The sequence below is a fragment of the Streptomyces sp. RK62 genome (genome assembly GCF_018070255.1).
GTDB classification, from domain to species: Bacteria; Actinomycetota; Actinomycetes; order Streptomycetales; family Streptomycetaceae; genus Streptomyces; species Streptomyces nigra.
This window is the reverse complement of record NZ_JAGPYD010000003.1, coordinates 128,245-153,243: the sequence shown is the minus strand read 5'-3', so window position 1 is coordinate 153,243 and position 24,999 is coordinate 128,245. Positions and strand designations below refer to the sequence as shown.

General features: G+C 72.1%; 21 protein-coding genes. 12 read left to right on the top strand and 9 right to left on the bottom strand.

What is annotated here, in order from left to right; all coding sequences use genetic code 11:
- Window positions 1-109: 109 nt before the first annotated feature.
- On the bottom strand, window positions 110-1,915 hold the full coding sequence (locus KBY32_RS07070; protein WP_210979268.1) for an ABC transporter ATP-binding protein: 1,806 nt from the start codon (window positions 1,913-1,915) through the stop codon (window positions 110-112).
- A 265-nt stretch (window positions 1,916-2,180) separates the two neighbouring features.
- On the opposite strand from KBY32_RS07070, the gene KBY32_RS07065 reads away from it, so the two are divergent.
- A complete protein-coding gene (locus KBY32_RS07065) occupies window positions 2,181-2,339 on the top strand; it encodes a hypothetical protein (RefSeq protein WP_181890321.1) in 159 nt (52 codons plus the stop codon).
- 30 nt (window positions 2,340-2,369) lie between these two features.
- Entirely contained in the window at window positions 2,370-2,819 is a 450-nt protein-coding gene (locus KBY32_RS07060; protein WP_055619781.1) for a hypothetical protein, read from the top strand.
- Window positions 2,820-2,873: 54 nt separating this feature from the next.
- Here KBY32_RS07060 and KBY32_RS07055 read toward each other — a convergent pair whose 3' ends face one another.
- On the bottom strand, window positions 2,874-3,800 hold the full coding sequence (locus KBY32_RS07055; RefSeq protein WP_210979267.1) for a GNAT family N-acetyltransferase: 927 nt from the start codon (window positions 3,798-3,800) through the stop codon (window positions 2,874-2,876).
- 135 nt (window positions 3,801-3,935) lie between these two features.
- Here KBY32_RS07055 and KBY32_RS07050 point away from each other — a divergent pair, with 135 nt between their 5' ends.
- Window positions 3,936-4,718 (top strand): DUF817 domain-containing protein, encoded by a 783-nt coding sequence (locus KBY32_RS07050; RefSeq protein ID WP_210979266.1) that lies wholly within the window; start codon window positions 3,936-3,938, stop codon window positions 4,716-4,718.
- 49 nt (window positions 4,719-4,767) lie between these two features.
- On the opposite strand, the gene KBY32_RS07045 is transcribed toward KBY32_RS07050, so the two are convergent.
- Both KBY32_RS07045 and KBY32_RS07040 read right to left on the bottom strand, forming a co-directional pair.
- A complete protein-coding gene (locus KBY32_RS07045; RefSeq protein WP_115506560.1) occupies window positions 4,768-5,100 on the bottom strand; it encodes an antibiotic biosynthesis monooxygenase in 333 nt (110 codons plus the stop codon).
- 153 nt (window positions 5,101-5,253) lie between these two features.
- Window positions 5,254-5,619, bottom strand: coding sequence for a nuclear transport factor 2 family protein (locus KBY32_RS07040; RefSeq protein ID WP_055619784.1), 366 nt, complete (start codon window positions 5,617-5,619; stop codon window positions 5,254-5,256).
- 104 nt (window positions 5,620-5,723) lie between these two features.
- On the opposite strand from KBY32_RS07040, the gene KBY32_RS07035 reads away from it, so the two are divergent.
- Window positions 5,724-6,605 carry a LysR family transcriptional regulator gene (locus KBY32_RS07035; RefSeq protein WP_210979265.1) on the top strand — a complete coding sequence of 294 codons (882 nt, stop codon included), beginning with the start codon at window positions 5,724-5,726 and terminating at the stop codon, window positions 6,603-6,605.
- Window positions 6,606-6,611: 6 nt separating this feature from the next.
- Here the strand turns inward: KBY32_RS07035 and KBY32_RS07030 are convergent, their stop codons facing one another.
- From KBY32_RS07030 to KBY32_RS07010, 5 genes are all read right to left on the bottom strand, one after another.
- A complete protein-coding gene (locus KBY32_RS07030; RefSeq protein WP_210979264.1) occupies window positions 6,612-7,028 on the bottom strand; it encodes a DUF6069 family protein in 417 nt (138 codons plus the stop codon).
- Window positions 7,025-7,588 carry a TetR/AcrR family transcriptional regulator gene (locus tag KBY32_RS07025; protein WP_374224914.1) on the bottom strand — a complete coding sequence of 188 codons (564 nt, stop codon included), beginning with the start codon at window positions 7,586-7,588 and terminating at the stop codon, window positions 7,025-7,027. Before KBY32_RS07025 ends, KBY32_RS07030 begins: the two co-directional genes overlap by 4 nt.
- Before the next feature lie 204 nt (window positions 7,589-7,792).
- Window positions 7,793-8,965 (bottom strand): S1 family peptidase, encoded by a 1,173-nt coding sequence (locus KBY32_RS07020; protein ID WP_210979262.1) that lies wholly within the window; start codon window positions 8,963-8,965, stop codon window positions 7,793-7,795.
- Between the two features lie 196 nt (window positions 8,966-9,161).
- Window positions 9,162-10,205 (bottom strand): L-glyceraldehyde 3-phosphate reductase, encoded by a 1,044-nt coding sequence (gene mgrA / locus KBY32_RS07015; RefSeq protein WP_055619789.1) that lies wholly within the window; start codon window positions 10,203-10,205, stop codon window positions 9,162-9,164.
- Between the two features lie 145 nt (window positions 10,206-10,350).
- Window positions 10,351-14,430, bottom strand: coding sequence for a discoidin domain-containing protein (locus KBY32_RS07010; protein ID WP_210979261.1), 4,080 nt, complete (start codon window positions 14,428-14,430; stop codon window positions 10,351-10,353).
- A 302-nt stretch (window positions 14,431-14,732) separates the two neighbouring features.
- Between KBY32_RS07010 and KBY32_RS07005 the strand changes: the two genes are divergently transcribed.
- The 8 genes from KBY32_RS07005 to dgoD all read left to right on the top strand — a co-directional run bounded on the left by KBY32_RS07005 (window position 14,733) and on the right by dgoD (window position 24,996).
- Window positions 14,733-16,865, top strand: coding sequence for a glycoside hydrolase family 27 protein (locus tag KBY32_RS07005; RefSeq protein WP_308293665.1), 2,133 nt, complete (start codon window positions 14,733-14,735; stop codon window positions 16,863-16,865).
- Between the two features lie 227 nt (window positions 16,866-17,092).
- Window positions 17,093-18,379: an ABC transporter substrate-binding protein gene (locus KBY32_RS07000; RefSeq protein ID WP_210979259.1), complete on the top strand. Its 1,287-nt coding sequence runs from the start codon at window positions 17,093-17,095 to the stop codon at window positions 18,377-18,379.
- Between the two features lie 3 nt (window positions 18,380-18,382).
- Complete coding sequence (locus KBY32_RS06995) at window positions 18,383-19,318, top strand: carbohydrate ABC transporter permease (RefSeq protein WP_210979258.1); 936 nt, start codon at window positions 18,383-18,385, stop codon at window positions 19,316-19,318.
- A complete protein-coding gene (locus tag KBY32_RS06990; protein ID WP_055619793.1) occupies window positions 19,318-20,166 on the top strand; it encodes a carbohydrate ABC transporter permease in 849 nt (282 codons plus the stop codon). The genes KBY32_RS06995 and KBY32_RS06990 overlap by 1 nt, the downstream gene beginning before the upstream one ends.
- Window positions 20,163-22,229, top strand: coding sequence for an alpha-galactosidase (locus KBY32_RS06985; protein ID WP_210979257.1), 2,067 nt, complete (start codon window positions 20,163-20,165; stop codon window positions 22,227-22,229). The genes KBY32_RS06990 and KBY32_RS06985 overlap by 4 nt, the downstream gene beginning before the upstream one ends.
- 79 nt (window positions 22,230-22,308) lie before the next feature.
- A complete protein-coding gene (locus KBY32_RS06980; RefSeq protein WP_210979256.1) occupies window positions 22,309-23,058 on the top strand; it encodes an SDR family NAD(P)-dependent oxidoreductase in 750 nt (249 codons plus the stop codon).
- Between the two features lie 37 nt (window positions 23,059-23,095).
- On the top strand, window positions 23,096-23,854 hold the full coding sequence (locus KBY32_RS06975; RefSeq protein ID WP_210979255.1) for a FadR/GntR family transcriptional regulator: 759 nt from the start codon (window positions 23,096-23,098) through the stop codon (window positions 23,852-23,854).
- Window positions 23,851-24,996, top strand: coding sequence for a galactonate dehydratase (gene dgoD, locus KBY32_RS06970; protein WP_108705445.1), 1,146 nt, complete (start codon window positions 23,851-23,853; stop codon window positions 24,994-24,996). Before KBY32_RS06975 ends, dgoD begins: the two co-directional genes overlap by 4 nt.
- Window positions 24,997-24,999 lie beyond the last annotated feature (3 nt).

Below are 24,999 nucleotides of genomic sequence, written 5' to 3'. Positions count from 1 at the left end.
GCATCGCAAGGCGGAGGAGGGCGCCATGGCGGAGCCATGGCAACCGACGAGAACGCGGCGAGGTGCGGTGCCAGACCCCGCGAGCCCGGCATGATCCAAACGAGAGGCCCTAGGCTCGCGCGGGCGTGTCGTCCAGGAACCCGCCCGACTGGTGCTGCCAGAGCCGTGCGTAGGCGCCGTCGGTGCTGATCAGCTCCGCGTGGGAGCCCTGCTCGACGATCCGCCCGCGGTCCAGGACGACGAGCCGGTCCATACCGGCGACCGTGCTCAGCCGGTGCGCCACCACCAGGGCGGTGCGCCCCTCCATGAGCCGCCACAGCGCCTCTTGGACGAGGATCTCGCTCTCCGAGTCCAGCGCGCTCGTCGCCTCGTCCAGCAGCAGGATCGGCGCGTCCCGCAGGATCGCCCGGGCCAGCGCGACCCGCTGGCGCTGACCCCCCGACAGCTTGATGCCCCGCTCGCCGACCATGGTGTCGAAGCCCTGCGGCAGCGCGTCGGCGAACTCCGTGACATGCGCCGCCTCGGCCGCGCGGCGGATCTCCGCGTCACTGGCGCCGGGCCGGGCGAACGCGATGTTCTCCCGCAGGGTGCGGTGGAACATCGCCGGGTCCTGCGGCACGTACGCCATCAGGCTGCGCAGGTCGGCCTGGCGCATCCGGCTGATGTCCTGACCGCCGATCAGGATGCGGCCGCCGTCGACGTCCGTCATCCGCAGCAGCAGCCGGGTCAGTGTGGTCTTGCCCCCACCCGACCGTCCGACCAGGCCGATCCGGGACCCGGCGGGCACCTCCAGGTCGAGACCGTCGAACAGCGGGCGCCCGCCCCGGTGCGCGAAGGTGACCTTCTCGAAGCGGACGTCGAGGGCGCCGCACGGCGCCGGCTCGGGCACGGGCGGGTCCAGCACGGTCGCCGGCGTCAGCAGCAGTTCGGTGAACTGGGCCGCCTCCGTCATCGAGTTCTCCAGGCGGCGGTAGATCTGGTTGAACTCGAACATGATCCGGGTGGCGTTGCTGTAGTAGGTGAACGCGACCACCACCGCCTCCACGCCGTGCTCGCCGCCGCCCAGCGTCACCGCGAGCAGCAGCCCCAGCGCGTTCGTCAGGACCGACATCGGCGCGACCAGCGTGTCGATGCGCAGATTGCCGTAGTCCCACGAACGCAGCGTCAGCCGGCGCGAGGTGGCGACGCGGGTGCGGTGCTCGGCGGCCTCGCGCTCCTCGGCGGCGAACGCGCGCACGGTCTCCATGTTCGTCAGGCTGTCGGCGACATGGCCGGCGACCCGGGCGATCGCCTCCTCGCGCCGGTCGACGAGGGCCTGGCGGCGCCGGATGAGCGGCACCACGCAGACCGCCGTCACCGAGATCATCACCAACAGGCCGACGACGAGCAGCGGTTCGTAGCGCCACAGCACCACGGCACCGAAGACCAGCGGCACGAAGCTGCCCATGATCTGGAACGTCAATGTGTCGACGAACTGCTCGAAGCGGGCGGCGAAGCTCAGGACCCGCTTGGTCAGCGAGCCGGCGAAGTTCTCGTGGAAGAACGCGGCGTCCCGGGCGAAGAGTTCGTCCATCCCGATGACGTACAGATGCTCGATGCCGAGCGCGTCCAGCCGGTTCAGGCAGTGCAGGGCGATCCGCCACAGCGTCTCGGCGAGCAGCAGCACAGCGATGAAGCCGAGGACGTACGGCAGGGTCGAGGAAACGGTGACCTCCCCGCCGCCGGCGATGTCGCCGACGAGCTTGGCCACGATGAGCGGAGCGATGTAGTTGATGCCGATGTTGCCGAGGGACGTCAGCAGCATCGCCGGGATCGTCAGCCACTTCAGGCGGACGAGCTCCCGGCCGTAGTGGCGCAGTGCGAGCAGCACCGAGCGTTTGCCCGGCAGGGTCCTGCGGGTCTCAGGCGTTCCCATCCCACCCCTGTACAGGTTCAGGCGACTACGTGGAGTCACGGTGTGAGTACGGCAGTGTCCCGCGCCGACTCCCGCTCCGTCCAAGGCTTTTCCAGCCGTCGGCCGTGTTCTGTGAGGAAGTGATCAATGAGGGAAAGCGGCTTCCCACTACCGTAAGTAACATGATCCACTTGCTCCCCGGGTGTCTCACGCGGTCTGCCCGGGCGTCCGCGGCGTCCGCCCCGTGAGCCCTCGACCGACCATCCGAACACTCCCGAGGACATCGATGTCATCTCCCGAAGAGGCAGTGCGCCAGGCGCGCGCCGACTACGAGCAGCACATGCAGACGTGCCGTCAGTGCCATGTGGACACCGCCCCGTGCGCCGTCGCGAAGCACCTGCTACGTCTGTACAACAACGCGCGCCGGGGCGCCCCCCGGCGCTGAGCCGGACTTCCGCGCCTCCAGGAGGACTTGATGCGATCCCTGCCCCGCTCGCCGGCCGGCTGGACGATGGCGGTCTTCGGCGTCCTCGCCGCCGTCATGGGGGTCGTCGGCCTTCTCGCCCCGGACGTCCTGCTGGACGTGATGGGGTTCACGCCGGTCGCGGAGGCGGGGCGCGCCGAGGGCGACCACACCTTGGTCTTCGTGACCGCGTCGTCCATGGCGGCGCTCAACATGGGCGTGTACTACGTGCTGGCGGCCCTCGCCGACTGGCGTCCGTTCTTCCGCTGGACCGTGCCGTTCCGGCTGTTGACGTGCACGGTGTTCACGCTCGCCGTGATCGCCGGCCGTGCCCCGGCCGGCTTCCTCGGGGTGGGGGTATGGGAGGGCGTCGGCGCGCTGGCCACGGGGCTGGCCCTGCGTCATGAACGGGGTGGGGCGCGGGCGCCGGAGCAGCGACCTGCGGGCGCGCCCGGACGGTGAACCGGACCCGGGCCGTCCGGCCCGGGGGCGTCACCACGGCTGGGCGGACGGGTCTTACGCCAGCACCGTCTCCCAGGTGTCCACCGCGAAGTGCACGTCCAGGCCGTGCCGGGCGTAGAGCGCCGGGGCACCGGTGGCGTTGGCGGTGTCCACGCCCAGCCCGATCGTGTCCCGGCCGCGCGCGGCGAACACGGCGAACGCGTGCCGCAGCAGCAGTCCGCCCAGGCCCCGCCCGCGCGCCTCGCTCCGTACGCCGATGCTGCGGACCCAGGCCATCGCCTCCCGGTCGTCGCGGGCCAGCAGGAACCCGGTGTCGCCCAGGTCGTCCGTCTCGACGAGCCACACCAGCGACCAGTCGAGCAGATCGGCGTCGACGTCGTGCAGCCACTGCTCGTAGGTGCGCGGCTGGAAGTCGAAGTGGGCGGCGAAGGTCGACTGGTGCAGCGCGTGGACCCGCGCCCGGTCGCGCTCGTCGGCGCAGGCCCGCAGCCGCACGCCGGGCGGCACCTCCGGAGCCAGGTCACCGGCCGCGTCGAGCGGGCGGCGCAGTACGTGGTAGCGGCGTACCGCGGACCATCCGCGCCGCTCCAACAGGGCCTTGTCGGTGGTGGGTTCGGCGTTGAGGTGCAGATGCACCACCGCCCGGCCGGCGCCGTTCTCCGTGGCCTTCTCCCGCGCCCGCGCCTCCATCGCGTCCAGCAGCAGCTCGCCGGCCCGCTGGTGGTCGGGGAGCACATAGTGGTCGACGTCGATCCGCTCGCCGCCCGACTCGTCCCACAACAGGCCGTACGCGACCAGCCGTTCGCCGTCGAACGCCAGCCACGAGTCCTGCTCGAGGCTGATGTCGGGTCGCTTCAGATCGGATTCGACGGTGTGCAGGTCGGTCTCGGGCCGGCCTATCTCGATCCGGTCGATCTCGTTGAGCAGGTCGGTCACGGCGGCCGCGTCGGCGAGGCCGGCCGGGCGAAGTGCGTAGGGCATGGGCCAAGGGTCCGGGGAAGGCAGGGGCGGCCGCAACGGATTTTCGACACGTCCGGCCCGGAACCCTTACCGGAGTCCCATAGCGCGTGTCATGACCGGCGCAACCGATCACCCGAGGTGAACGTCCTTTTGAACATGTTCACTGCCACCGGCCCCGTGGGCGCCCCCCTGCGCCAGCTGCTCGACTTCGCGTGGATACAGACGCGGTCGTGCGCCTTCGCCATCGCCCTGATGTCCGGCGTCGCCGCGTCCGGCCTTCTGCACGGGCTCCCTGTCGCCCGCTACGACCTGCTCGTCGTCTACGGGGTCCTGCTCACGCTGCTGTTCTGGCTGCGCGGTTGGGAGAACGGCCGGGACGTCGCCGTCATCGCCGTCTGCCATGTGGTCGGCCTGGCCTTCGAGATCGTCAAGGTCTCCCTCGGCTCCTGGAGCTATCCGGAGCCCGCCGTCCTGAAGTTCGCGGGCGTCCCGCTGTACGGCGGTTTCCTCTACGCAGCGGTCGGCAGCTATGTCTGCCGCGCCTGGCGCCTGTTCGACCTGGAACTGGTCCGGTACCGGGCCCGCTCGACCGCCCTGGTGGCCGCGGCCGTCTACGTCAACTTCTTCACCCACCACTGGCTACCCGACGTCCGTTGGCCGCTCGCCGCCCTCCTGCTGGCCGTCACCGCGGGCACGTGGGTGCGCTACACCGTGCGCGGGCGGCGCCTGCGGATGCCGCTGGCCCTGTCGTTCGTCCTCATCGGCTTCTTCCTGTGGGTGGCCGAGAACCTCGCCACCTATCTGGGCGCCTGGCGCTACCCCTACCAGCTCCACGGCTGGCAGCCGGTCGGCGTCGAGAAGTTCGGCGCCTGGTCGCTGCTGATCAGCGTGACGTTCGTCCTCGCGGCGGTCGCCCGGTCCAGACGGCCGCGCGCATAGGGACGTTCGGGGAGAAGCGGAGGGCGGGGCCGATCGCCCCGCCCCGGCCTCACGCTCCCTTGGGCCCGGCCTGCTGCACGACCTCGAAGGACCACAGCGTCGAACCGGCGGCCGCGGGCTTGGGCCGGTCGCCGCCCTCCTGCCCGCCACCCTGGTGAGCCGCCTTCATCGGCCCCTCCATCCACGCCTGGAAGGACTCCTCGTCCCGCCAGCGGGTGTAGACGAGGTAGGTGTCGGTGCCCTCGACGGGCCGCAGCAGCTCGAACCACTCGAACCCGTCGGAGTTCTCCACGGCGTGCGCCCGCGAGGCGAACCGCTTCTCCAACGTCTCGCGCTGCTCCTGCGGGACGGTCAGCACATTGATCTTGACGATACTGGGCACAGCACACCTTTCGTAGCACGGGGACCCGGACGGGCCCCGCCCCGGATCATGGGCCGAAGTGTCCTACATCCGGCCGTGCAGGGGTGCGTGCGCCCCGCCCAGCGCGCCCCGCCCGGCATGCGTCCCGCCCAGCGTGCGCGGCATGCGCGCCGGTCAGCTGCCGGGCGTGACGAACTCGGGCTGGTCGAGCACCCGCAGCCAGCTCCCGTCGGGCTGGCGCCTCACCACCTGCGCCCGCGCGCCGGCACCGTCGGACGGCGGGGTCGAGGTCAGGGCGATGTCCCCGCTGACCAGCGTCGGCAGGGGTGGCTCCGGCGCGAAGCGGGGACGGTTCGCCAGCACCTTCTCCCACAGGGCGCGGATCGCCTCCCGCCCCACCGTCCGCTCGCCCGGCGGGTAGGCCAGCACCGCGTCCTCCTCGTAGAGGGCGGCGACCCCGGCCGCGTCCCCGGCGTTGGACCGCTCGACGAACAGACGCGTGATGTCCTCCGGCCGCATGGCCTTCTCGTACTCCGGCATGGATTCCTCCTGGGGGTGAGACGACGTTCCCTCGCCTTCCAGCCTGGTCACCGGGCGATCAGAAGTCCAACAGATGGTTCTTCTGCGTTCTAGAATCCACAGTCATGGAGCTGAGGCAGCTGGAGTACTTCGTGGCGGTGGCCGACGAGCGGAGCTTCACCCGCGCGGCGGAGCGGGTGCACATCAGCCAGTCCGGGGTCAGCGCACAGATCCGGCAGCTCGAACGGGAGCTGGGCGCCGAGCTGTTCGACCGGTCGGCGCGGGCCGTCACCCTCACCGTCGCCGGGAAGGCCGCCCTGGAACACGCCCGGGCCGCGCTCGCCGCCGCCGGCGCGGTCGGCCAGGCCGTGGGCGAGGTGACCGGCCTGATCCGGGGCCGGCTCACCGTCGGCATGGTCAGCGGCTGCACGCTCACCCCGCTCTTCGACGCCCTGGCCGCCTTTCACCGGGCACACCCCGGAGTGGAGCTGTCGCTGCTGGAGGACAGCTCGGACCGGCTCACCGAGGGGGTGCGCGACGGCACCCTCGATATGGCGCTGATCGGCGCCGCCGCCACCGCGCCCGAGGGGCTGGACGCCCTCACGGTCATCAGCGAACGGCTCGTCGTGGCCGTGCCGCCCGGGCACCCGCTGGCCCGGCGGCGGAAGGTCGTCCTGGACGACCTGACGGGCCATCCGATCGTGTGCATGCCCCCCGGCACCGGGCTGCGCGCGGTGTTCGACCAGGCGTGCGCCGCGCGGGGACTGCGGCCCACGATCGCGCTGGAGGCCGGCGCCGCCGACGCCCTGGCCGGACTCGCCGCCCGGGGGCTCGGCGTGGCCGTCCTGAGCGCCTCGATGGCGAAGGGTCTCGATGACGTCCTCGTCGCCCGCACCCTCGCCGACGTCGAGACACCGGCGCTGCTCGCCTTGGTGTGGCGGCCCGCCCACGGCCCGGCCGTACGGGACTTCCTGGCGCACGCGCGACGGGCGTTCACGCACCCCTGACCGAGGTCACCCGGCCCGGGCGGCGGTGCGGACCCCGTCGACCGCCGAGCCGGCCGTCAACCCCGGGATCAGCACCGCCGCCACCGCCATGTGCATCAGCGCGAGGGTGGCGCGGGTGCCGTTGCCCATGCCCTCTCCGGTCAACGGCAGGAAGGACAGGACCAGTACGGCGACGGCCGCCCCGGTCCATACAGCGCGGGCGCGGCGTACGGCGGAACGCTCCAGGGCGGCCAGCAGTGCCCAGCCGGCGAGCGAGGCGAGCAGGGCGACGAACACGGTCGGCCCGGCGCCGATGTCGAGCGTCCGGTCCCCGTCGGTGATCCTCAGCCGATGGCCCAGCAGCGGGTCAGCGACCAGCCGGACCAGAACGGGAGCGAGGACGGCCAGGGCGCAGACCGCCGCGCGTCGCGCCCGCCTCTTCACCGGCCCTCGCTCGAGACGGCCCCGTGCAGAAAGACGTCGACCAGTTCCACCGGGGTCAGATCGGGCTCTTCGTCCGTGCGCGGCTGGGTGAACAGCAGGCCGAAGAACAGGGCCGCGATCTGCTCCGGCGGCCTGCGCAGGGCGGCCCGGTCGGGCTCCAGCAGATCGGCGAGAGCCGCGCGCAGACGGGCCGTCGACTCCTGGCGGCCGGCGCCGCGCACGGTCCCCGGATGCTTGCCGCCCCGGTGGCCCAGCGAGCCCATCACCGCGCCCATCCTCGCCATGTGCGCCTGCAGCGCCTCGGCCGCCTCGGCGAGCCGGTCGGGGAGCGGCTGGGCCAGGTCGATCGCGTCGAGCTCGCGGATCGCGTGGTCGGGGGAGAGCGCCTCGGCGACGCAGGCCTGGATCAGTTCGTCCTTGTCGGCGAAGACCCGGAAGATCGTGCCCTCCCCGATGCCCGCGGCGCGGGCGATCTTCGCGGTGGTCACCGTGCCGCCGTATTCGGCGATCAGCGGGATCGCGGTCTGGATGATCATCTCGCGGCGCTGCTCCGGCGACATGGCGGGCGAGCGGCGACGGGCGGGCTGGTTCTCCTTCGGTGTCATACCGAGCAGCCTACGGAGTGAGTGCTCACTCCGTCAATGAGTGAGCACTCACTCCGGCCCTCTGGTGTGGGAAGGGCCTTGTGTTGGCATGGGAAAGGCCCCGTGTCCGGCCGGAGCCGGGGCCGGACACGGGGCCTCGATCGGGTGGGGGTCCCTGGGTCAGGCGGTGTGGAGGGTCAGGCCGTAGCGGCCGAGGATCTCGTTGACCGGCTGGAACCAGGTCTCGCCCCCGCTGGAGCAGTTGCCCCAGCCGCCGGAGGTGACGCCCTGGGCCTGGTCGCCGCTGATGAACGAGCCGCCCGAGTCACCGCCCTCGGCGCACACGCTGGTCTTCGTCATCTGGTGCACCGCGCCCTGGGCGTAGTTGACGGTCTCGTTCTTGGCCAGCACCCTGCCGCAGTGCCAGCGGGTCGTCGAGCCCGAGCGGCAGATCGAGGCGCCGACCGGGGCCTCGGCCGAGCCGCGCACGAGCTGGTCCGGCACGGTGCCCCAGCCGAGCACCACCGGCACGGTCCACCAGCCGCTGCCCACGTTCACCCAGGCGTAGTCGTTGTCCGGGAACGAGGAGCCCTGGAAGTTCCCGATGTACGAGCCGTCCCAGCCGCGCACCTGCTGGCCGACGCCGCCGCAGTGGCCGGCGGTGATGAAGCCGCCGTGCACCGAGAAGCCTATGGAGCAGCGGACGTTGCCCGTGTAGTACGGGTCGCCGCCGACGGTGCCGGCCGCGAAGGTGGTCGGCGCGGACGCGACCGTCCGCACGGTGACCGGACCGGCCGCACGGGCGCGGGACACGAAATCGCGGACATCGTTGTCAGCCCGCTCGCCCCGTACGACGTTCACGACGACGGTCCCGGCCGCTGGGTCAACGTGCCAACTGCTCACGCCGGACGGGGCGTCGAAGCGGTCGATACGGGCCTTGGCCCGGTCGAGTTCCCGTGCGGTGTGCTCGACGGTGCGGACGGCGGCGCCGGTGGCCTCGACGCGGCGCACGGTCGCGGGGGAGGCGTCCTCGGTGACACCGACGGTGAGCCGTTCGCTGCGCGCGTCGAACCATGAGCCGCCGAAGGCGGATCCGGCCGCCTTGCGCGCCTTCGGCACGAGCGCCGTCGCCGTGCGCTCGGCCGCGAGCCGCTTCTCGGCCTGCTCCTTCGACAGGCCGAGGTCCCGGCGCATGGCCTGGAGCAGTCCTTCGGAGGCGGGCGCCGGGCTCGCCTTGGCGGGCGCCTTGGTGGGGGAGTCGTCGGCCGTGGCCTGTCCGGTCCCGGTCGCGGTCCAGCCGCCGAGCACCAGGAGCGCGGAGAGACAGGCATAGGTGAGTCTGCTGCGTCTCAAGGGAGTTGCCCTTCGTCGTTCCAGCAAGGTGGGGGTGGAACAACCGCAAGCTGAGAGCGCTCTCATCGGGTCGGGCCGAGCATAGCCAGGGCAGCCTGTCAGGTCCATACCAGCGACAGAAGGGAGTCCCGGCGCACGAACGGCACCGCGCGCCCCCGGAGTTCCGGAGTGCGCGCGGTGCCGTACGGCGTGTGCGTCAGCCCATCTGGCCGGTCCTGGCCTCCCGCCACAGGTCGACGCCGCCGTCGGTGGCGTACTTGTCGATCTCGGCCAGCTCCTCGTCGCTGAAGTCGAGGTTCTCCAGCGCGGCCACGTTCTGCTCCAGCTGCTCGGTGCGCGAGGCGCCGATCACCAGCGACGTCACCCGCGGGTCCCGCAGGGCCCAGGCGAGCGCCATCTGGGCGAGGCTCTGCCCGCGCCGGGCCGCGATGTCGTTGAGCGCGCGCAGCCGGCCGCGCATCTCGTCGGACAGCCAGCCCTGGTCGAAGGACTTGCCCTGGGTGGCCCGCGACCCCTCCGGCACGCCCTCCAGATACCGGCCCGTCAGCAGCCCCTGGGCCAGTGCCGTGAACCCGATGACACCGAAGCCCTCCTGCTCGGCGGCGTCCAGCAGCCCCTCGTTCTCGATCCAGCGGTTGAGCATGCTGTACGACGGCTGGTGGATGAGCAGCGGCGTGCCCAGGTCCCGCAGGATGGCGGCCGCCTGCCGGGAGCGCTCGGCGTCGTAGGAGGAGATGCCGACGTACAGGGCCTTGCCCTGGCGGACGGCGGTGTCGAGCGCCCCCATCGTCTCCTCCAGCGGGGTGCCGGGGTCGAGCCGGTGGGAGTAGAAGATGTCGACGTAGTCCAGCCCCATCCGCCGCAACGACTGGTCGAGCGAGGCCAGCATGTACTTCCGGGAGCCTCCGCCCTGGCCGTACGGGCCGGGCCACATGTCCCAGCCGGCCTTGGTGGAGATCACCAGCTCGTCCCGGTACGGCGCCAGGTCCTGCTTCATCAGCCGGCCGAAGTTGATCTCGGCGGAGCCGTACGGCGGGCCGTAGTTGTTGGCCAGGTCGTGGTGGGTGATGCCCAGGTCGAAGGCGCGCAGGGCGATCTCGCGCTGGGACTCGAACGGCTTGTCGTCACCGAAGTTGTGCCAGTAGCCCAGCGACAGCACGGGCAGGTCGAGTCCTGAGCGCCCGGTGCGCCGGTACCGCATGGTGCCGTCGTAGCGCTCGGGGTCGGCGACGTGGTTCATCGAGTGGTCTCCGCGGGGTGCAGTCGGGGTGGTTCCGTCCTGGTGAGGGACGTGTTCACTGTGCTCCTGCCCGATTCTCGCGTCCAACGCATCCTTTTCATCGCATTCAGCGACGCCGTTTCTGAATGTCTGCCGCCGCTCACCCTCATCGTCCGCTCGCGGTGGCCGCCGGGACGTTGTGGCCCTCCACGTGGACGACCGGCCGGCCGGAGCCCAGGGCGGACGCGGGCCACTCGAGCGTGACCGTCCGGGACTCGCCGGGCAGCAGCCACAGGTAGTTGTCGCCGTACAGCGTGGGCAGCACCCGGTGCCCCTTCCCGTCCAGCAGCGACACACGCACCATGGCCGCGACCGTCGTGCCCCGGTTGCGCAGCCGGGCCGTCAGCCCGTGCCGCCCGCCCGAGCGGTCCGTGCCGGTGACCTCCACCGAGACCCGGGTCCGGGCGACCTCGTTCAGGGCGCGCAGATGGGCGGGCTCGCGGTAGCGCCAGTACGTGTTCTCGGCGAGCAGATCGCCACGCGCGTCCAGCAGCCGCAGATGCAGCAGATGCAGGTCGGGCAGGTCGTCCGTCCAGCCGGCGGTGAGAGCGGGTGCCGTCGAGGAGGCGTCGACGTCGACCTTGGCGCGCCGCTCCGCGCCGAGCCGGCGGCCTGTCAGGTCGTAACGGGTGGCGACGACCGTGACGCCCTTGATCCGGCGGGGCGTGTGGTTGACGGCGAGCACCTGCCCGCTCACCGGGTCGGCCTGCACATGCACGGCCTCGCTCGCCTTGCGGACACCGTAGTAGGCGCCGTTGACGTCGAAGTCGTAGTCGTACGTCTGCCACACCGTGCTGTACCAGGCCGGATGCGACATCCACAGCAGCAGGGCGCTCGCGTCGTCCCACAGGCGGGCGTTCCACGCCTCGAACATGGCGCGGAAGTTCTCGTAGTTGACGAACTGCGCCTTGCGGCAGAAGTCGTCGAGGTCCTTCGCCTCACCGAGCCGGGACTCGATCGCCGCCCGGTAGTTCTGCGGCGCCTGATTCCCCCGCGTGCTCCAGTCGTGGTAGTACCAGGCGCCCTTGACCGGCCACTCCGGTTCGTCGCCCACCAGACGGCGCATCGTCGCCGCCGTCGGCAGCACCGGCATACCGATCTCCGTGTGGAAGCCGAAGTCCCCGCTGCCGTAGGTGCTCGCCGAGAAGTACCGCTCGGGTTCCACCCAGCCGTACGGGCCGCCGCCGGTGACGATGCCGCCCGCCGAGTTGTTCTGGTACAGCAGCTCGGGCGCCTCCGCCCGGACCGCCGCCCGCATCCCGTCGTCGAGCGGGCCGGGCGGATTGCCCTCGTTGGCGCCGCACCACACGACGATGCTCGGGTGCGAGCGATAGCGGCGCACCGTGTCCTGCGCCAGGCTCAGGAACGCCTCGTGGTCCGGCGGGTCCATGGCCCACGCGTTGGGGAAGTCGTTCCAGACCAGAAGCCCGTGCTCGTCACAACTGGCGTAGAACTCCTCGCGGTTGCTGCTTCCCAGCCAGTTGCGGATCATCGTGAAGTTCATGTCGCGGTGCATACGCACCGCCGCGTCCATCCGCTCGGCGTCCATCCGGCGCAGCAGCTCGTCCCAGCCCCAGTTGCCGCCCCGGCAGAACACCCGGACACCGTTGACGCTGATCTTCAGCGGAACGGTGGAGTTGTCGACGGACTTCACGTCCGTCCACCGCTCGCCGTCGTCCGAGACCTGGACCGTATACGTCTTCGCGTACGCCTGCTCCCACAGGATGACCACCCGGTCGAACCGGACCGACGCGCCGAGGTCGACCTGGATCGACTGCTCGTCCTCGTACGCCGACGACCAGCGGGTGTTCGGATCGCCGTCCACCGCGTTGGCGGCCCTGCTGCCCCCGCCCTCCTCCGACGAGGCGGTGGCGTCCTTGCGCAGGGCCAGGTCGGTGCCGGGGGAGGCGCTGTCGATCACCGACAGACTCCACATGGACGCGCCCCAGCTGGTGGCCCGGCTGTGGCACAGCACGCGGACGTGTCGTGCGGTGCGCGGCTCGAACTCCACGCTCTGGAGCGCGGCCGAGCCCGAGGCGCGGAACGGCAGCGGTGTCGCGGTGTTGTCGACGGAGGCGGCGTCGCGCCAGGTGTCGCCGTCGTCGGAGACCTGCACGTCGTACGTCTTCGCGTACGCCTGCTCCCAGGTGACGACGACCCGGTCGAAGGACGCCTCGGCGCCCAGGTCGACCGCGATCCACTGGTCGTCCTCGAACGCCGACGACCAGCGCGTCTTCGGGTCGCCGTCCGTGACGTTGCCCGGCTTGTGCGCGTCCTCGTCCACGGTGGAGGCGGTGGCGTCCCGGTGCAGGGCGAGGTCGGCGCCGGGGGCGGTGCTGTCGAGCACCGACAGGTTCCAGATCGACGCACCCCACTGGGTGGCCCTGGTCCGGCACCGGATCCGCACATGGCGGGCCTTCTGCCGGGCGAACTCCACGGTCTGGGCGTAGGCGTCGCTGCCCGACTGGAAGGTCAGCGGGACGTCGTACTCGTAGCCGAACTGGCGGATGCCGAAGCGGGTCGTGCGCCGGTCGCTCTCCCGGCCGCCGACCGTCGCGGTGAGCGTCAGGTCGTGCAGGGACGGCTCGCCGTAGCCGTTGGGCCACCACAACTTGGGGTTGCGCAGCCGTAGTTGCGCGTGGTCGGCGGGGCTGAACACGACGTCGGTCGTCTCGCCCGCGGGGACGGTGACCGTCCGGGTCAGCTTCACGCCTCCGAAGGCGGCCCGCACGGTGACGGAGCGGGCGGTGGAGTCGGCGTTGCGCACCGGGACGACCAGCGTCAGCTCGGCCGTGCCGGTGTCGGGCAGGTCGGGCAGCCGGGTGTCCACGCGGACGTCGCCGAGGACGGCCGCGCCGGTCGAGCGGAGCCGCACATGGTTCCACAGGCCGGCCGCCCGGTCGCGCACCGCCGGCATCCAGTCCCAGCCCGAAGCGGCCAGATATGTCGGCGAGTTGCGGTTCATCATGTTGGCGCCGGCGTCGACGAACGCCAGCCCGGCCGGACCCTTGTCGCCGGGGCTGCCCGGGTACGGCATCGGAGTGATCTTCACGGCGAGGGCCTGCTCACCGCCGTCGGCGAGGAGTTCGGTGACGTCGAAGGCGGCGCGGGCGAAGGGGAATTCGACCTCGCCCACGCGGTGCCCGTCGAGCCAGACCTCCGCCTTGTGGTTCACCCCGTCGAACTCCAGCCAGACGTGCCGTCCGGCGCCGTTGTCCAGGCCCTTCGGCAGCCGGAACGGCCGTCTGTACCACCAGGAGTGCCGGGACAGGGCCTCCGGGACATGCAGGTTCGCGAACCCGGCGACCGGGTCGGGCAGATGCCCCTGGTCGACCAGGGAGGTCAGCACGGTGCCCGGCACGGTCGCGGGAAGCCAGCGGCTGGTGTCGAACTCGGGGCGGGACAGCTCGGCGCCCTCGGCACCGGCCCAGTCGTCCATGGTCAGGTCCCAGCCGGACTCCAGAGGCACGGTGCCGTCGGCGGCCGGCTTCAGCGCCGGGGGAGTGCCGTGGTGCACGCCCCAGTCGGTCCAGCCGGTGACGGCCGGGCGCCGGTCGCGGCAGGTGCCGTACACCTGGAAGCCGTTCAGGCCCAGCGGGTTGGCGTTCGAGCGCTTGTGGACGGTCAGGCGCACCCAGCGGGCGGTGACCGGCTCGGGCAGGTCGATGGCGACGGCCCCGCCCCGCCCGGAGTCCGTGCGGTACACGGCCGTCCACGTCTTCTCGTCGCGGGAGGTCTCGACGGCGAAGTCCACCGCGCAGCTGGAGAGGATCTCCTGCCCCGTGGTGTTGTCGCGGGGGCTGCCGTTCGGAGAGTCGACGTACGGCGGGTCGTCCACGGTCGCCTCGAAGACGAGCCGCACGGACTCGACTTCGCACAGGGCCTGGAGGTCGACGCTGATCCACTGCGGGTCGCCGGCCGCGGCCCGCCAGCCGGTGCCGCGCACCCCCACCGTGTCCAGGCCGTCCACGGCGAACTCGGCCGGGGTGGGCGCGTAGTCGGTGGAGGACACCTTCACGGGCCGGTACGCGGCGAGTTCGCCCTGGGCGGCGGCCGGGCGCGGGTGGCCGGTTCCCGCCGCCGCGGCGGCGGTCGGGAGGCCCATGCCGGCCCCGAAGCCCGCGAGGAGCGTCGATCCGGCGGCGAGGACGGTGCGGCGGGACGGCACGGACGGCTGATCCGGCATGGGGCACGGCTCCGATCAGGAAGGTCCCGGGGCCGGCGGCCCCGGGGACGCTGTTGACAACGTTGCCTGGAGCGGACGGTGTTGGGCTCCCCAGAGGCTCTGACAACGTTGCCAAACCCTGCACCCCGGGCCCCGGCCCGTCAAGAGTCCGGACAGGGCGGATACGTGTTTCTGTAAATTAGTAATTAATATTGACACGGTTCCGGCCGCGCGCCACAGTCTTCGCCGTGACGCCGACGGCCCCGGCACCCGTAGCGGCCCGCGTCACACCCCTCCTGCTTCCCAACCCTCCGGAGAGGCACGTGACTTCATTCGCCCTGACGACCGCGATCGCCGTGGTCCTGACCGCCTCCGCGGCACCGCCCGCCACCGCGGACACCACCGTGAACGCCACCGCGGACACCAGCTTCAACGCGACCGTGGACCAAGGCGCGCCCGCCTACTACGACAGCGGCCTCGCGCCGACGCCGTACATGGGCTGGAACACCTACTACGGGCTCGGCGCGCCCACCGAGAAGGAGGTCCGCGCGGTCGCCGACAAGCTGGTCAGCAGCGGTCTGCGGGACAGCGGCTACGACATCGTGTGGCTGGACGGCGGCTGGCAGGCCGACAACCCCCGTGACGCGCAAGGCCGGTTGACGGCCCACCCCGACCGCTTCCCCTCCGGCATCCCGGCTCTGGTCTCCTACCTGCACAAGCGCGGACTGAAGGCCGGCATCTACACCGACGCCGGAGAGTACGACGGCGGGAAGACCTGCGGGCTCGGCAGCCGAGGCCACTACACCGAGGACGCACGGCAGTTCGCCGCCTGGAAGGTCGACGCCATCAAGGTCGACTTCCTGTGCGGCATCGGTGCGAAGCTCGACCCGGGGCCCGCCTTCAAGGAGTTCAGCGACGCCGTCGCCAAGTCGGGACGCACGATGCTGCTCAACCTCTGCAACCCGCTCACCGACGACTGGGGCCTGCCGCACACCCCCGAGCAGGACGCGCACAACACGTACGCCTACGCGCCGACGATCGCGGACTCCTGGCGCACCGGCACCGACATCGCCTGGGGCACCCCCAGCCCCGGCCAGTGGCCCAACGTCCTGCGCAACATGGACGCCAACGCCTGGCACCCCGAGGCGCAGGGGCCCGGCCACTACAACGACCCCGACTACCTCATCCCGATGCGCCGCATGGCCGACGGCTCCCTGGAGCTGACCGAGGAGGAGTCGACCACCCAGTTCGTGATGTGGGCCGAGATGTCCTCGCCGCTGGTCGTCGGCTCCGACCCGCGCACCCTGACGCCGTCGATGATCGGGACGCTGCGCAACCCGGAGATCATCGCCGTCAACCAGGACCCGCTCGCCGTCCAGGGCGTCCGGGTGGCCTCCGACTCCACCGGCGACGTCTACAGCAAGGACCTCGCCGGACGCGGGGAGCGGGCCGTCGTCCTGCTCAACCGCTCCGACCAACCCGTCCGCCGGACGGTGGACTTCGCCGACGTCGCCCTCGGCGGGACGGTGAAGGTCCGCGACTTGCGTGCCCGCGCCGACCGCGGCACGCACACCGGGTCGTACACCGTGGAGGTCCCCGCGCACGGCACGGCGTTCCTGAAGCTGACCGGCGAGGAGACGCTGCCGGGCACGAGCCTCGGTGAACGGGCCACCGCGAGCCCGGCCGTCGTCCGCGCCGGGGACACGCTCACCACGTTCTTCCGGGGGCCGCACGGCAGCCTGAAGCAGGTGACCGGCGACGGCACCGGGCGTACCAAGGACCTCGGCGGGCCCACGGGCGGCCGGATCCTCGGGCAGCCCGCCGCGTACGCCTCGGCCGGCGGCCGGATCGACCTGTTCGTACGCGGCACCGACTCCCGGGTGTACCGGCGGGTGTTCGAGGGCGGGCGCTGGGGCGGCTGGCAGAGCCTCGGCGGCCGGGTGACCGACGCGCCGTCCGTCGCCTTCACCGACCCCGAGCACTGGACGCTCGTCGCGCGCGGGGCGGACGGGAGGATCGTGCGGCGCGGGCCGTCCTCGGACTGGTCGTCGCTGGGCGCCCCCGGGGACCGGGAGACATACGGCCGGCCCTCCGCCGCCGTCGACGCGCAGGGCCGGGTGCATGTCGCCGTACGCACCCCGTCGGACGACATCTGGACGCGGTCGCGCGACACTTCGGGCACCTGGTCGGAGTGGTCCTCGCTCGGCGGCACCGTGAGCGGCAGCCCGACGCTGGTCACCGCCGGGGACGCGGTGGTGCTGTACGCGCGGGCCGGCGACTACACGCTCTGGCAGCAGCGGTACGAGAACGGCGCCTGGCAGGGCTGGACGAAGCGGCAGGAGTTCCCGAGCGCCGCCTTCGAGGGCGCGCTCGGCGCGGTCGCGGGAGCGGACGGTGGCGTGGACGTCGCGTACCGGGGCGTGGACGGTCTCGTCCACCGGACCCGGCTCAAGTGATCACCAGGCCCAGCTCAAGTGATCACCGGACCCGGGTTCGAGTGGCCGTCGGGCTCAGGTTCCGTAGTCGCGGGGCCCAAGCCCGGGATTCACCGGACCCAGTTCAAATAAATTAGTAATTATTCTTGACGTGGTGGAAGCGCCACGCGAACCTGGATCCGCCGCGAGCGGGCCCCCGGCCTTAAGGAGGGCCGGCCCCGCCCGCGCGGATCCACAGGGAGCCCTCCATGACCCACCCCCAGCCCAGCCGACGGCAACTCCTCGCCGGGATCGGCGCCGCCGGGACGGCCGCGCTGCTCAGCGGCTGCGTCACCTCGACCTCGTCCTCGAAGAACTCCTCCTCGGGCGCGGTCACCCTCCAGTCCAACCTCTCCGCACCCCAGGCCAAGGCGGCGATGGAGGACATCGTCGCCGCCTACGGCAAGAAGAAGTCCGGGGACGTCAGCCTCAACACGGTGGCCGCGGAGACCTTCCGCACCCAGCTGCCGACCTACCTCACCTCCGCCAACCCGCCGGACGTCTACACCTGGTACCCCGGCTCCGTCGCGGACGCCTACGCCAAGAAGGACCTGCTGCTCGACCTCGGCGGGCTCTGGGACGGACCGGAACTCAAGGGCTACTCCAAGGCCCTGAACTCCCTGTGCACCGCCGGCTCCGGCAAGAAGGTCTTCGTCCCCACCACCTACTACTGGTGGGGCATGTTCTACCGGAAGTCCAACTTCGCCAAGTGGGGCGTCAGCGAGCCGAAGACCTGGGACGAGTTCCTCGACCTGTGCGACAAGCTCAAGAGCAAGGGCGTCGCCCCCATCGGCCTCGGCGCCGGCGGCAACACCGCCTGGGTGGCCTCCGCCTGGTTCGACTACCTCGACATCCGCATCAACGGCGCCGCGTACCACCGCGAACTCCTCGCGGGCAAGCACCGGTTCGACGACCCCCAGGTGCGCCGGGTCTTCGACCGCTGGCGCGAGGTGCTGCCGTACTTCGACCCGAACGGCACCGCGGGCGCCTTCCAGGACGCCACCACCGCGCTGCTCAACGGCCGCAGCGGCATGATGCTCATCGGCACCTTCTTCGCCGACGCGGCCCCCAAGGACGCCCTCGACGACATCGACTTCTTCCGCTTCCCCGTCATCGACCCCAAGGTGCCGCTCGCCGAAGAGGCGCCCACGGACGGCTACTTCGCCAGCGCCCGCACCGGACGCCGCGAGGGCGTGCTCGACCTGCTCGGCTACCTCGCCACCGCCGAGGCCCAGGAGATCTACATCAAGGGCTCCTCCGGCACCGTCCTGCCCTGCCACCCCGACGCGAAGGACGCCGGTACGCCGCTGGTGACGAAGGGCCGCAAGCACATCGAGGAGGCGGTCGAGATCACCCAGTTCTTCAACCGCGACTCCAGCGACGCCCTCCAGCCCACCGCCGACACCGCGCTGACCAAGTTCCTCGCCAAGCCCAAGGAGATCGACTCCATCCTCACCGACTGGCAGCGCGAGGCCGAGAAGATCTGGAAGGCCTGACCCATGGCCGTCCTCACCGCCCCCCACCGCAAGCCCCCGGTCCCGGCGCCGTCCCGTGGCGGCCGGGCCCGGGGCCCCCGGCGCACCCCGCCGCTGGTCCTCGCCTTCGTCCTCGTCCCGCTGCTCGCCGAGGCCGTCTGGGTGTTCTGGCCCGCGGTCCAGGGCTTCTACCTCGCCCTGACCGACTGGGACGGCGTGTCCGCGCCGACGTTCGTCGGCCTGGACAACTTCCGCGAGATGGCCTCCGACGACGTCTTCCGCGGCGCCCTCGGCCACACCGTCCTCTGGCTCGTGCTGTTCGGCGGCCTCTCCGCCCTCCTCGGGCTCGCCGCCGCCCTGCTGCTCCAGCAGGAGCGGCGCGGCGTCGGCTTCTACAGGGCCGCCCTCTTCCTGCCCGTGGTGTTCTCGCTCGTCGCCACCGCGCTCGTCTGGCAGGCCGTCTACCAGCCCGACGGCGTCCTCAACCAGCTGCTGGAGTCGGTCGGCCTCGGCAGTCTGCGGCACGCCTGGCTCGCCGACCAGGCCACCGCCCTGTACGCGGTCATCGTGCCCGCGCTGTGGCGGCAGATCGGCTACGTCATGGTCCTCTACCTCGCAGGGCTCAAGGGCATCGACCCCGCCCTGTACGAGGCCGCCAAGGTCGACGGCGCGAGCGCCTGGCAGCGCTTCCGCCATGTCACCCTGCCCCAGCTGCGCAGCGTCAACGCGGTCGTCGTGTCCGTCATCATCATCGACTCGCTGCGCTCCTTCGACGTCGTGTGGTCGCTGACCCGCGGCGGCCCCTACCACTCGTCCGAACTGCTGAGCACCTACATGTACTCGACCGCGTTCCAGTCCTTGCGGCTGGGCTACGGCTCCGCGCTGGCCGTCGTCATCTTCCTGCTGGCGTTCGGCGTCATTGCCTCCTACCTCGTCCGCGCCTTCCGGGAGGCCGACTGATGTCCGCCACCACCACGGCCGTACGCCGCAGGCGGGCCGCGACCGCCGGATTCCATCTCGGCGCCGGCGCGCTGGCCCTGCTGTGGCTGCTGCCCATCGCCCTCGTCCTGGTGACCAGCCTGCGCTCCTTCGACGACATCGCCGCCCACGGGCTCGGCAGCCTCCCGCACTCCTTCACCCTGGACAACTTCCGCCAGGCCTGGGTCGACGGCGGCCAGCAGCGCGCCCTGATCAACAGCCTGCTCGTCACCGTCCCGTGCGTCCTCGCGACGCTCGCGCTCGCCGCCATGGCCGCGTTCGCCCTCAGCCGCTACGACCTGCCGCTGCGCCGCTCCCTGCTGCTCCTCATGCTCGGCGGCAACCTGCTCCCGCCGCAGATCCTGCTCATCCCCGTCTCCAAGCTGAGCGAGATGATCGGCGTCTTCGACACCCTGCCCGCCCTCATCGGCGTGCAGATCGGCTTCGGCGTCGGCTTCTACGTCTTCGTACTGCACGGGTTCATGCGGGCCATCCCCGCCGAGATCCAGCAGGCCGCCGTCGTCGACGGCGCCGGACCCTGGCAGGTGTTCTGGCGGATCATCCTCCCGCTGACCCGGCCCGCGCTCGCCGCGCTCAGCGCCCTGTCCTTCACCTGGATCTTCAACGACCTGCTGTGGGCCATCACCGTGCTGCGCAGCGACACCAAGATGCCCATCACCGCCGCCCTCATCGGACTCCAGGGCCAGTACGTGTCCATGTGGAACGTCATCGCCGCCGGGTCCGTCATCGCCGCCGCGCCCACCGTCGCCGTCTTCCTGCGCTTCCAGCGGCACTTCGTGGCCGGCCTCAACCTGGGAGCGGTCAAGTGACGCACCCGCGCTGGACTCTGCGCACCGAGCAGACCACCTACACCGTCCGTCTGTCCCAGGACGGACCCTGGGCCGAGCTGGACGCCTGGGGCCCGGCCGGCGTCGAGGACGGACCCTCGGCCCTCGACTGGTCCCACCGCACCCACTTCGTCACCCCGGCCGACGCGGCGCCCGCCGAGTATCTGCCGTACGGTCTGCGGCCCTTCACCGGGGCCGAGCTGGTGGCCGCGACCCCCGAGGGGGAGCGCGGCTCCTGGTGGGAGTTCGCCGGCGCCGAGGAGAGCGAGGGCGCGCTGCGGCTGGCGTTCACCGACGACGTCCTCGGCCTGCGCACGGTCCTGTGCTACGAGACGGTGCCCGGCACCGACGTCATCCTGCGCTGGACCGAGCACACCGCCACCCGCGAACTGCGCCTGGAACGCCTCGACTCGGCCGCCGTGAACGTCCCCGTGACCGCCGGCGCCCGGCTCACGTACCTCACCGGCCAGTGGTCCCAGGAGTTCCAGCGCACCCAACTGCACCTGACCCGGGGCACGTTCACCATGGGCAGCACCCAGGGCGTCCCCGGCCACGCCTACGCGCCCTGGCTCGCCGTGCAGGACGGCACCCCCGGCGACGGCCCCGCCTACGGAGTCGCCCTGGAGTGGGCCGGCAACTGGCACATCACCGCCGAGGCCGAACCGGGCGGCGCGATCCGGGTCCGCGCCGGACGCGTCCCGCACGAGGGCGCCGTCGTTCTCACCCCCGGCACCACCCTGACCACCCCACGCCTCGCCTGCGCCTTCAGCCCCGAAGGACTCGACGGACTGTCCCGCGTCTGGCACCGCTACGAACGCCGGCTCGCCGGCGACCGGCTGCACCGCCCCCGCAAGGTCCTCTACAACTCCTGGGAGGCCACCGGCTTCGACGTCGACGCCGCCGGACAGCTCGAACTCGCCAAGGTTGCCGCCGACATCGGCGCCGAGCTGTTCGTCGTCGACGACGGCTGGTTCACCGGCCGCGCCGACGACACCGGGGGACTCGGCGACTGGCACCCCGACCCGGCGGCCTTCCCGCACGGCTTCGACCGGTTCGTCGAGGACGTCCGCGGCCTCGGCCTCGACTTCGGCCTCTGGGTCGAACCCGAGGCCGTCAGCCCCGGCAGCCGGCTGCACACCGAACACCCCGACTGGGTGTACCGGGTGGAGGGCCGGCCCGCCCGCCTCGTCCGCAACCAGCTGCTGCTCGACCTCGGGCGCCCCGACGTCCAGGACTTCGTGATCGGCACCCTGGACCGGCTCCTCGGCACCTACGCCGTCGACTACCTCAAGTGGGACATGAACCGGCCGCCCACCGAACGCGGCCGGCCCGGCGCCGGAGCCGTCGACCTGGACGCCGAGCACGTCGCCGGATACCTGCGCGTCCTGGACCACCTGCGCACCGCCCACCCCCATGTCACCGTCGAGGGCTGCGCGGGCGGCGGCGGCCGCGTCGACCCCCTCACCCTCGCCCGCACCGACGTCGTCTGGCCCAGCGACAACACCGCCCCGCTGGACCGGCTGTCCATCCAGTACGGCTTCCTGCACGCGCACGCCCCGCATGTCATGAGCTCCTGGGTCACCGACGCGCCCGGCGTCTTCGACCCGCGCCCGCGCAGCCTCGCCTTCCGGTTCGTCAACGCCATGTGCGGTGTGCTCGGCATCGGCGCCGACCTGCGCTCCTGGAGCCCCGAGGAACGGGCCGAGGCCACCCGCTGGATCGCCCGCTACAAGGAGATCCGGGACGTCGTCCATCACGGGGAGGCCCGCCTGCTCGGCAGCCCCGACGAGCCGACCTGCGGCGTCCAGTACGACGCCGGGGAGCGCACCGTCGTCGCCGCGCTCAGCACTGGACGCCTCGACGGCGCCCCGCTCGTGCCCGGCCGGCCCGCCCGGCTGCGGCTGCGCGGCCTGGACCGGGCGGCCCGCTACCGCGACACGGCCACCGGCACGACGTACGGCGGAGCCCATCTGCTGCACTACGGACTGCCGTTCGCCTGGAGCGCCGGTCACGACGCCGATCTGGTGGTACTGACACGTGAGTGAGCCGCATATCTTGCCCGGACGGCCCGCCCGCCCGCGCCCACGGCCCACGACGGACGCACACGAAGGAGACGACCCCACGATGGACCGCTTCACCGGCCGCACCGCCGTGGTCACCGGCGCGGCCTCCGGCATCGGAGCCGCCACCGCCGAACGCCTCGCCGCGGAGGGTGCCGCCGTCGTCCTCGCCGACGTCGCCGAGGACGCCGGATCGGCCGTCGCCGAACGGATCGCCAAGGACGGCGGCCGGGCCGTGTTCGTCCGTGCCGACGTGGCCGAGGACGACGACTGGCGCCGTATCGTCGCCGCCGCGCACACCTTCGGGCCCGTGGACCTCCTCGTCAGCAACGCCTACACCGTCGAGGTCGCCCCGGCCGACGCGATGACCCTCACCTCCTGGCAGCGGCAGCTCGACGTCAACCTCACCGCGAGCTTCCTCGGCCTCCGCGCCGTCCTGCCCGACCTTCGCGCGCGACGCGGCGCGGCCGTGCTCACCTCGTCCGTGCACGCCCGCGTCGGCATCCCCGGACACCCCGCCTACGCCGCCTCCAAGGGCGCCCTGCTCTCCCTGTGCGGGCAGCTCGCCGTCGAGTACGGGCCCGAGGTCCGCGTCAACGCCGTCGTACCCGGACCGATCCTCACCGCCGCCTGGGACCGGGTGACACCCGAGGACCGTGAGCGCAGCGTCGCCGAGACCGCCGCCCGCCGCTTCGGCGCCCCGGGCGAGGTCGCCGCCGCCATCGCCTTCCTGGGCTCCGACGACGCCTCCTTCGTCACCGGCACCAGCCTCGTCGTGGACGGCGGCTGGAGCGTCGTGAAGTCCTCGGCATGACCCCCACCCCCATTCCCCCGCAGAAAGGCTGGACCACATGACGCCCTACGCCCGCCGCGGCGTGCACGGCCAGACCGTGGAGGCCCTCGCCCGCCGCATCCTCGGCGGCCGGATCCCTGAGGGCGCCACGCTCGACCTGGTGGCGCTGCAGAGCGAGTTGGACGTCAGTCTCACCGCCCTGCGGGAGTCCCTGAAGGTGCTCGCCGCCAAGGGCATGGTCGACGCCCGGCAGAAACGCGGCACGTTCGTGCGGGCCCGCGCCGACTGGAACCTCCTCGACGCCGACGTGCTGCGCTGGCAGTTCGAGGGCGCCGGCGAGGCCACCGACGCCGACCGGACCCTGCTGCGCAACCTCGCCGAGGTCCGCGCCATCGTCGAACCGGCCGCCGTGCGCCTCGCCGCCGAGCGCCGCACCGACGCCGACCTCGAGGCCCTGGAGGCGGCCCTCGTCGCCATGGGCGAGGAGGACGCCGGACCCGGCCAGGCCGTCGAGGCCGACCTCGCCTTCCACCGGGCCCTGCTCGCCGCCACCCACAACGAACTGCTGGAACGCATGGAGATGGTCATCGAGCCGGGCCTCGCCCACCGCGACCGGATCGTGCACAGCCATCCGCACAGCGAGGACCCCGTCCCCGCCCACCGCGCCGTCCTCGACGCCGTGCGCGAACGCGACCCCGGCGCCGCCGAGTCCGCGATGCGCGCCCTGCTCGTCCAGGCCGGACGCGATCTGGACCGGCTCGACGGGCCCGGCGAGGCGGCCGGCGACGACGACACGAAAGGCACGGGGGGCAAGTGAAGATCACGCGGATAGAAACCTTCCAGGTCCCGCCGCGCTGGCTGTTCTGCCGCGTGGAGACCGACGACGGAGTGGTCGGCTGGGGCGAACCCGTCGTCGAGGGGCGGGCCGAGGTGGTGCGCGCCGCCGTGGACGTGCTCGCCGAGTACCTCGTCGGACAGGACCCGCTGCGCATCCAGGACCACTGGCAGGTGCTCACCAAGGGCGGCTTCTACCGGGGCGGCCCCGTCCTCTCCAGCGCCGTCGCCGGACTCGACCAGGCCCTGTGGGACATCGCGGGCAAGACCTACGGCGCACCCGTGCACGCCCTGCTCGGCGGGCCCGTACGTGAACGCGTCCGGGTCTACGCCTGGGTCGGCGGCGACGAACCCGCCGAGCTCAGCGAGCAGATAGCCGCCCAGGTGGAGGCCGGGTTCACCGCCGTCAAGATGAACGGCGCCGGCGTCACCTCGCCGATCGCCACCGCCGCCGAGACGGCCGCCGTCGTCGACCGGGTCGCCGCCGCCCGTGAGGTCCTCGGCCCCGGCCGGGACGTCGCCGTCGACTTCCACGGCCGCTTCACCGCCGCCAGTGCCCGCCGGGTCCTCGCCGAACTCGCGCCGCTGCACCCGCTGTTCGTGGAGGAACCCGTCCTCCCCGAGCACGGCCATCTGCTGCCCGGCCTGGTCGAGGCGAGCCCCGTGCCCCTCGCCACCGGCGAACGGCTCTACTCCCGCGCCGAGTTCCTGCCCGCCCTCACCGCCGGCATCGCCGTCGCCCAGCCCGACCTGTCCCACGCGGGCGGCATCACCGAGGTGCACCGCATCGCCTCCCTCGCCGACACCTACGGCGCCCAGCTCGCCCCGCACTGCCCGCTCGGCCCGATCGCCCTCGCGGCCAGCCTCCAGGTCGCCTTCGCCACGCCCAACTTCCTGATCCAGGAGCAGAGCCGGGGCATCCACTACAACAAGGACGCCGACCTGCTGTCCTATCTCGCCGACCCGACGCCGTTCCGCTTCGTCGACGGGCACGCGCCCCGCAACGACGCCCCGGGCCTCGGCATCACCGTCGACGAGACGGCCGTACGGGCGGCGGACCGGGCCGGACACGCCTGGCGCAACCCGGTCTGGCGGCACGCGGACGACTCCTTCGCGGAGTGGTGAGCG

Excerpts from the sequence above, each read along its gene's own strand:
- KBY32_RS07070 (WP_210979268.1), bottom strand. The coding sequence starts at position 1,915 with ATGGGAACGCCTGAGACCCGCAGGACCCTGCCGGGCAAACGCTCGGTG.
- KBY32_RS07065 (WP_181890321.1), top strand. The coding sequence starts at position 2,181 with ATGTCATCTCCCGAAGAGGCAGTGCGCCAGGCGCGCGCCGACTACGAG.
- KBY32_RS07060 (WP_055619781.1), top strand. The coding sequence starts at position 2,370 with ATGCGATCCCTGCCCCGCTCGCCGGCCGGCTGGACGATGGCGGTCTTC.
- KBY32_RS07055 (WP_210979267.1), bottom strand. The coding sequence starts at position 3,800 with ATGCCCTACGCACTTCGCCCGGCCGGCCTCGCCGACGCGGCCGCCGTG.
- KBY32_RS07050 (WP_210979266.1), top strand. The coding sequence starts at position 3,936 with ATGTTCACTGCCACCGGCCCCGTGGGCGCCCCCCTGCGCCAGCTGCTC.
- KBY32_RS07040 (WP_055619784.1), bottom strand. The coding sequence starts at position 5,619 with ATGCCGGAGTACGAGAAGGCCATGCGGCCGGAGGACATCACGCGTCTG.
- KBY32_RS07035 (WP_210979265.1), top strand. The coding sequence starts at position 5,724 with ATGGAGCTGAGGCAGCTGGAGTACTTCGTGGCGGTGGCCGACGAGCGG.
- KBY32_RS07025 (WP_374224914.1), bottom strand. The coding sequence starts at position 7,588 with ATGTCGCCGGAGCAGCGCCGCGAGATGATCATCCAGACCGCGATCCCG.
- mgrA (WP_055619789.1), bottom strand. The coding sequence starts at position 10,205 with ATGAACCACGTCGCCGACCCCGAGCGCTACGACGGCACCATGCGGTAC.
- KBY32_RS07010 (WP_210979261.1), bottom strand. The coding sequence starts at position 14,430 with ATGCCGGATCAGCCGTCCGTGCCGTCCCGCCGCACCGTCCTCGCCGCC.
- KBY32_RS07000 (WP_210979259.1), top strand. The coding sequence starts at position 17,093 with ATGACCCACCCCCAGCCCAGCCGACGGCAACTCCTCGCCGGGATCGGC.
- KBY32_RS06995 (WP_210979258.1), top strand. The coding sequence starts at position 18,383 with ATGGCCGTCCTCACCGCCCCCCACCGCAAGCCCCCGGTCCCGGCGCCG.
- KBY32_RS06990 (WP_055619793.1), top strand. The coding sequence starts at position 19,318 with ATGTCCGCCACCACCACGGCCGTACGCCGCAGGCGGGCCGCGACCGCC.
- KBY32_RS06980 (WP_210979256.1), top strand. The coding sequence starts at position 22,309 with ATGGACCGCTTCACCGGCCGCACCGCCGTGGTCACCGGCGCGGCCTCC.
- KBY32_RS06975 (WP_210979255.1), top strand. The coding sequence starts at position 23,096 with ATGACGCCCTACGCCCGCCGCGGCGTGCACGGCCAGACCGTGGAGGCC.